A 6,548-nucleotide genomic window follows, 5' to 3' on the forward strand; every position below is an offset into this window, starting at 1 on the left:
GTGAACGCGATCGCCTCATTCCTTCCCAGGAACGACACCCTTTCACCGCTCGAAAGCTCTGGCTCCGCTCGAAAAAAGCCGTGGCCCCGCCCGCCCCCCGCCCCGATCATGATCGGATGCTCTTTCGCGCTGCCACCGCAGACCCCACGGACCTCGACCGCGCCGCCGCCTACCCGGCCGACGGTCCCGTCCCCGCCCTGACCGCGGAAAGGATCCGAGAGGAGCTCGCGAGCAACCAGTTCCGCCCCGAGTGGATCTGGTTCGCCGAGGACGAGGACGGGGAGATCCTGGCCCGCGCCCTGTGGTGGGGCCGTGCCGACAGCGTGCGGCCGATCGCGCTCGACTGCCTCCAGGTACGGCCCGACGTCGTCGACCCGGCCGCCGTCGCCTCCGGACTGCTCGCCACCGCCCATGCCTCCTTCGGGACTCTCCCCTCCTACAACATCTCGTTGCCCCGGGACTGGCGGACCAGCCCGGCACTGGTCGACGCGGTGGCCTGGCGCCGGGAGGCGGCGTCCAGGTCCGGGCTGAGCAGCGAGATCGAGCGTCTGCGGTACGAGTGGACACCGGCCGCCGAGGTCCCCGCACCCACGGGAAAGCTGATCTTCCGGGAGGGCACGGACGAGGAGTTCCTCGACGCGTTCGTCCGGCTGTCGGCCGGGAGCCTGGACCTGCACACCCAGAACGAGCTCCGCTCGATGGATCCCGAGCAACTGGCCCGCGAGGACATCGAGTTCTACCTCGACTGTCCCGGCGAGCGCTCCTGGTGGCGCCTCGCCGAACTCCCCGAAGGCACTCTGGCGGGCCTGGCCGTCCCCTCCGCGACCCCCTACCACCGGAACGTCGGCTACCTGGGAGTCGTCCCGGAACAGCGCGGACAGGGCCTGATCGACGAGATCCTCGCCGAAATCACCAGGTTCCACGCGAGCGAGGGCGCCGACCGCATCACCGCCACGACCGACACCGTCAACGTTCCGATGGCCGCCGCCTTCGACCGTGCGGGCTATGAGGTGACGGAGATCCGCCTCGTCCTGGAATCCCCGTCGCAGTGAGCCGACGACAACCTCTACAAGCTCGGCCTATTCGTCATCGACGTCAGAGGCGGGAAGGAGGGCCGCCAGTTCCTCGGGCAGGTCGATCCTGTAGCGCGCGGCAACGATGCCGACCTGGATCCCGAAGACCGCTCGCAGTCCGCCGAGCGCGGCACCGAAGGTAGCGTCGTCGATGTGATCCCGGGCCCATCCGGCATCGTCGGGGTTCACGAGGTCGAGGAACCGCCGGCACGCAGCCCGCATCGCCCTCGGACTCCCGGCGAGTTCGTCCCCGGTCTCCGGCTCCATCAGGATCTGGGTCAGCGTCTCCCTGATCTCCTGCACGGACACGACACAGCGCCCTCGGGCCTCGGTCGCGATCATGCCCACACGAGGCATCGTGAGAACCCTGCGGTCCTCCAGGTAGACGACGACCTTCCTGGCAACCGTCCGCTGCGGAACCGGCAGGTCCCAGTCGACGCCACCGAGCGGCGTACTGAAGCCCTTGATCCGCCGCATGATCTCCAGAACCTTCACACTCGGCATCGTAGGAAGACCGGAGAGGGACGGCCGCCAACTGGTCGCCCAACCGTGGTGCAGCGCTGGTGTGTTGGGGTGCGCGGCCGGAGCGACTGGGGTGTTCGCCACCGGCGCCGGACTACCGACAGTCAGCGGCCATGAGCCTGGAAGGCCGGGGATCATCCAGGGCTCGCTACATGGACGGCCGGCGGGTCGAATGCCGTCTTCGCCTACTCGCCTACGCGCCGGGAGGACGGAAGTCGACCTGCCGACGCGCGGCCTCGTCGATCTCCTCCGGGGTGAGGAGAGGAGTGGCCCGGGTCCGGATCGCGCCGCTGGCCTTGACGCTGAGACTGACAGCAGCCATGGAGACCGGGTCGGGGAAGTCGAGAATGCACACGAAGTCGTCCTCCCCGAAGGAGAAGTACATGGCCTCGACCGTCCCCCCGAGCCCAGCGACCACCTGATCGACAGCGGCCCGGCGACCACTCGCCCCTTCCTTGAGCAAGCCCTTCGTCCCCTCGGACGTGTAGGCGGCCTGGATGAGGAACTTCGGCATAACAGCACTCCCTGCCCGTGACGTGTCCGACCCGTCTTACCTGTCTGACGTGCAGGATGACCTTCCCGCTGTCACGCCGACCGCCCGTCGACGAACGGGTGGATTCACTCGCCCGGCGGACGCGGGGGGGGAGGGGGGCGGGAGACCCTGGCCCCTGTTGGATCCCAACGCAAGAGGCCCCGAATCTCTCCGAGGCCTCTCGGCTACGTGCACCCGGCAGGATCCGAACCTGCAACCTTCTGATCCGTAGCTCTGTAGAGATCGGTCAATGAAGGTCATACAGACTGCCGGAGGGGCCGCGAGGGCTGGTGTCGGGCACTGCCGGTTGCTGGGGTTGCTGTACTTCGCTGCTGTACCGCAGGATCCTGGCCGGGGGCGGGGTCATGGAACGAGAACAGCTCCAACGGCTACTGAGCGATGGTGACGAGACATCGTCGGCTGCCCTGCCTGCTCTCCGTGCCGGTGCCTCTCACGTTGTCTGGGACGGAACGACGTCGGCCGAGTCGCTCACGACGGTCCACAGGCGCCGACTCCTTCACACCTTCGGAGAGGCATCGAGACCTTGGGCTTGGCGCGTGCCCTGCAACGCCTAGGCCTATACGGCCAGCCGACTTCGCCTGGGCCAGATCAGGACTGTCGACGGATCGTGGGTCTTCATGCTGTTTCTCGACGAGGACGGCAGCACTCTGGTGGCGTGTACGGGCGTCCGGCAAACCCAACCGGGCACGGCACGACCAGACACTTGCTGACCCATATCGTCAACACACTTTCCAACTGTGTTGGTGGGGCGGTGGGGTGCGTGCAGGGGCGTTCACCTGCTTTCAAGGGTGGTTGCCCGTTGAGTGAGCGCGGAGCGTTGGACTCATCTGAATGCCCGTGAACCTGGGTGAATGAGACGGAAAGAGACGCCTGCTGGCCTGCCGGGCAGCGGTGCATAGCGGATCAAGGATGCTGGGATGGCGGCACGGATCGACACCGGGACTCCGATGATGGTGTGTTGTGCTCCGATCACGTTGCCCGAAAGGTCAGTTCTCCATCTCACGCTGCCCTAGTCGCCGGGCGCGGTGACGCACGGACGGTCGGCACGGTGGTTCGGGCATGAATCCCACGGCACAGCATGGACTACCCAGCGAATCCCGAACACCACAGCCGCCGTTACCGCTAGGAAGACCAAGACATGGGCTGATCTGGCCCACCAGGTCTTCCAGATTCTGACAGTAAGCGCCAGAGCCACGACGACAAGCCCTGAGAGGCATACGGCGGCTATGCCGAGGCCCACTATGAGCAGTTGATACAACATGGGATGACGATGCCCACTCGTGCCCGCTCCTATCGTGGACCGTGCGATACCACTCGGCTTCCTGACGCGACTGCCCGCCGGTCCACAGTGCGCTGTCCGCGGCGCATGTGGCCAGTCGGCGCCGTGATCTGACGTAGCGTCGGGCATACCTCGGCCTCGAACTGCGGAGTCACGGTTCCACCCGGGCTACACCCGGCTGCGGGACCTCAGCTTGGGAAGCTGCGGGCACTTGGGGGCGGTCCGGGCACTGGCCTGGCCGAACGGTCGGATCGTGGCTCCGTCGGGCTGGGCTGCTTTTACCGTGGTTCCCCGCTGTTCCCCGCCCGATCTGGTGCGCTTGTGGTGCGGGGTGAGCGGCACAAGGTCGAGGGGTGCCACGTTGCAGGGTCGATTGTCTGTGGCCCCGGCTAGGGTCTCAGACGCGCGGTCGGCTTCCGAGGTGTCCAGCTCTGTAGAGCAGCTGCATCCCCGTCTCTGTCTGGGGGCGGCCCGGGGTCAACCCGGGACCTAACCGACGGTCGGGCTTCGTCGATGGCCAAGAGTGAGACCTGTCAGCGCCGGCCGCGCACCAAACAGCGCTGTACGTCTACCGCGGTGCACGCTTTCCAACTGTGGTGGTGCCTCACGTGGCCGCGTACGGGTCCGTTCACCTGCGTTCATGGCCGGTCGGTTGCGGGAGCGGCTACGGGCTACGGTCTCGTCTGAACGGCCGTGAACGGCGCTGAATGAGACGGAAACTGAGACGGAGGGCGGGGCCGGGCTCGTTAGCATCGTTGCTGCTGAAGGGGGAGACATGGCACTGGTCCGCAAGGGATCACGACGGATCGATGTTGACGGCACGCCCTACCGCTGGCGGCTGCGAGGCAGGCCGACGTACTCCCAGGGGCTGGCCTGGTCGCCGTGCACGTTCGCGGTCGAGCATGCGGACACCCGTGGAGCGACGCTCGTGGTCACCACCGATCAGCCGCATCCGAGCAACTGGATCGGTCGCGAGGCTGAGCCGGTATTGCCGTCACGCGTTGCCGCGGCTGTGTGGGTTGCCCTGCGTGAGGGTTGGACTCCGACGGCTCCGGGCTCCGCGTTCCACCTCGACCAGTCCGCCGGCTTCACAGCCTCGCTTTGACGCGGAGAGCACCGCTTTAGGAGCGAGGTTGGGCAATCGTGGGCGGGACCTGGGGATTCTCTGCCTTGCGCGTCGGCTGTCGGCACAGCCCTGGCGAACCCCGGTTGCCCGTGAGTCCCCGCGTGTTCTGGCACGAGAGTGGCACAGCCCCTCGCCTGAGATCTGGTGCTGACCGCCGCTGTTCGCGCTTGGTGCCAGCCGCTGGTGTCAGATCTCGTCCATGCTCCCCGGGCCTTCGACGCATTTCCCGCTCTCGTCCACTACGTAGATGACGTCACGGGTCCCCACTGCGCCCTCCGCCTTACCGGGCTCGGGGTCGATGAATGGGCAGACCGACTCCACTCCGCGGACGACGACCTTGTACGTCGTGGGCCACGCGCGCGCCTCGGTCCACCCCATGTAGGAACCGCCGCTCTCGCCGGGCTTTCGGTCAGGTTCCCCTTCGATCGCAATGCCGAGCTTCCCGCACCCTGGACAACCGAACACGTGGGCATCCCAGGCCGACTCGTTGACCACGCGCACCGGCAGCCCTTCGTCATCGGAACTGCCACACCCCGTAACGGAAACGGCGACGATGCCGAGCGCGACCAGCAGCGAAATGCGCGGCCGCTTCATGCGTCGGCGGGACGCGGTGTTGGGACAGCCTGGTCTCGGAGGTTGCATGCTGGACTCTCTCGTAATGATGATTCGGGCTGAATCATTGCAGGTCACACGAGAGAAGGACAACGGTCCAAGGCCGACGTGAACCCTCTCGATGCGAACTACGGGCACGACGGTCACTGAGGTCTGCTGGGCTGATCAGCCGGTCACCGTGAGCCGGTGACGGTCGGCTGCGGTCGTGCCGGTTGCTGTACTTCCCTGCTGTACCGCAGCGCCGGGCGCCGTTCTTGTTGCTGCACCCGGGCTGTCACCAGGCTCCCTATTCGACCTGCGGGCGGCACTGCCTACTACGGATTGCGTTGCCTTCCCGTCGGCGCTCGTACAAGCTCAGCCCCCATGAAGCAAGGGCCATGACCGGGCACAAGGATGCGGAAAGCCAATAGACCGGACCGATGTAGCTGAGTGATGCAGCCATGACCCAACTTGCCCCGCTGGCCGCCAGAAGCACCAAGGGCAGTCCCCTCCTCCATCGGGGCAGGGCACGCATGCGCCATACAGAACAGGCCATCCAGACAAAAACACCCCAGGTGAAAAGCCCGAAAATGGTCACTGCCACTCCTCACGCGCGAAGCGCCTGCTTCATGGCCGGGGATCGTATGCGCCCAGGTGAGACCGCTCACCACCGGCACCTGCGGGGCTGTAGTCGACGACGCTGAAAGGTTGGCTCCGAGACTTTGGGCTGGAGCTGCCGTGGGGCGAGTGATCACGGCCGCGTGAGTCTTCGGCGAGTGGAGGCAGGCTTTGAGGTGCGACCTCATCCTTATCAGGTCGATCATGGCGGCTCTGCGATGTCGGTCAACTGGTCCTGTGCCTTGGCTGGTCGTCCGCTGAGATCCGGCGCCAACTGCTGCTGTTCGCGCCTGTTGGTGTCCGCCGCTGATGTCAGGCACCGAGGTGGCCTTGACAAGCTGCCGGACTTCATCCACTGCCGAATATGGCAGATCCTGGCCGACCACTGAGGACCTCTCTAGCTGCAGCTACGAAGTGCTCGGATGCCTGGTCGAAGGCGTCAGTCGCCTCGCTGATTGCGTCACGATCAGTCGAGTGGTCCGCGAACGATTCGAGGAAAATCTCCTCCAGCCGAAGACAGCGATCAGTGATCACCGACTGAGCGTGCAGCATAGGGTCAGGACCCAGCAAGGCAACAGCGCTGCCAGCCTCTCGAATCCGCCGCGCGCACTCGTTGACCTCGCTCAACTGGCTCTCACGCCAGTGATCAATGAACAATGCAGTGGTGAGGGTTGTCGGCGACGCGTGAATCGTGGTTCTGGATCACTTTTGGTGCCGGAGCAACGGAGGGTCACCACCTCCGCGATCATGAGCGGTCGTGACCCACGACCCGCTCCAGGACCTCTG

At 66.0% G+C, this 6,548-nt stretch carries 5 protein-coding genes; 2 read left to right on the forward strand and 3 right to left on the reverse strand.

The features are described from left to right. The first annotated feature begins 116 nt into the window (after window positions 1–116). Window positions 117–1,052 (forward strand): GNAT family N-acetyltransferase, encoded by a 936-nt coding sequence (locus ACFZDK_RS47505; RefSeq protein WP_390983217.1) that lies wholly within the window; start codon window positions 117–119, stop codon window positions 1,050–1,052. A 27-nt stretch (window positions 1,053–1,079) separates the two neighbouring features. Here ACFZDK_RS47505 and ACFZDK_RS47510 read toward each other — a convergent pair whose 3' ends face one another. Together ACFZDK_RS47510 and ACFZDK_RS47515 are read right to left on the reverse strand one after the other, a co-directional pair. Continuing rightward, a complete protein-coding gene (locus ACFZDK_RS47510; RefSeq protein WP_390983220.1) occupies window positions 1,080–1,568 on the reverse strand; it encodes a DUF6650 family protein in 489 nt (162 codons plus the stop codon). A gap of 220 nt (window positions 1,569–1,788) precedes the next feature. Continuing rightward, complete coding sequence (locus ACFZDK_RS47515) at window positions 1,789–2,109, reverse strand: GYD domain-containing protein (protein ID WP_390983222.1); 321 nt, start codon at window positions 2,107–2,109, stop codon at window positions 1,789–1,791. Between the two features lie 2,093 nt (window positions 2,110–4,202). On the opposite strand from ACFZDK_RS47515, the gene ACFZDK_RS47520 reads away from it, so the two are divergent. Further along, window positions 4,203–4,532, forward strand: coding sequence for a hypothetical protein (locus ACFZDK_RS47520; protein WP_390983225.1), 330 nt, complete (start codon window positions 4,203–4,205; stop codon window positions 4,530–4,532). 207 nt (window positions 4,533–4,739) lie between these two features. On the opposite strand, the gene ACFZDK_RS47525 is transcribed toward ACFZDK_RS47520, so the two are convergent. Next, window positions 4,740–5,147: a hypothetical protein gene (locus ACFZDK_RS47525; RefSeq protein ID WP_390983228.1), complete on the reverse strand. Its 408-nt coding sequence runs from the start codon at window positions 5,145–5,147 to the stop codon at window positions 4,740–4,742. Window positions 5,148–6,548: the final 1,401 nt, after the last annotated feature.

Source organism: Streptomyces sp. NPDC007901 (genome assembly GCF_042959465.1).
In the GTDB taxonomy this organism is placed as follows: Bacteria; Actinomycetota; Actinomycetes; order Streptomycetales; family Streptomycetaceae; genus Streptomyces.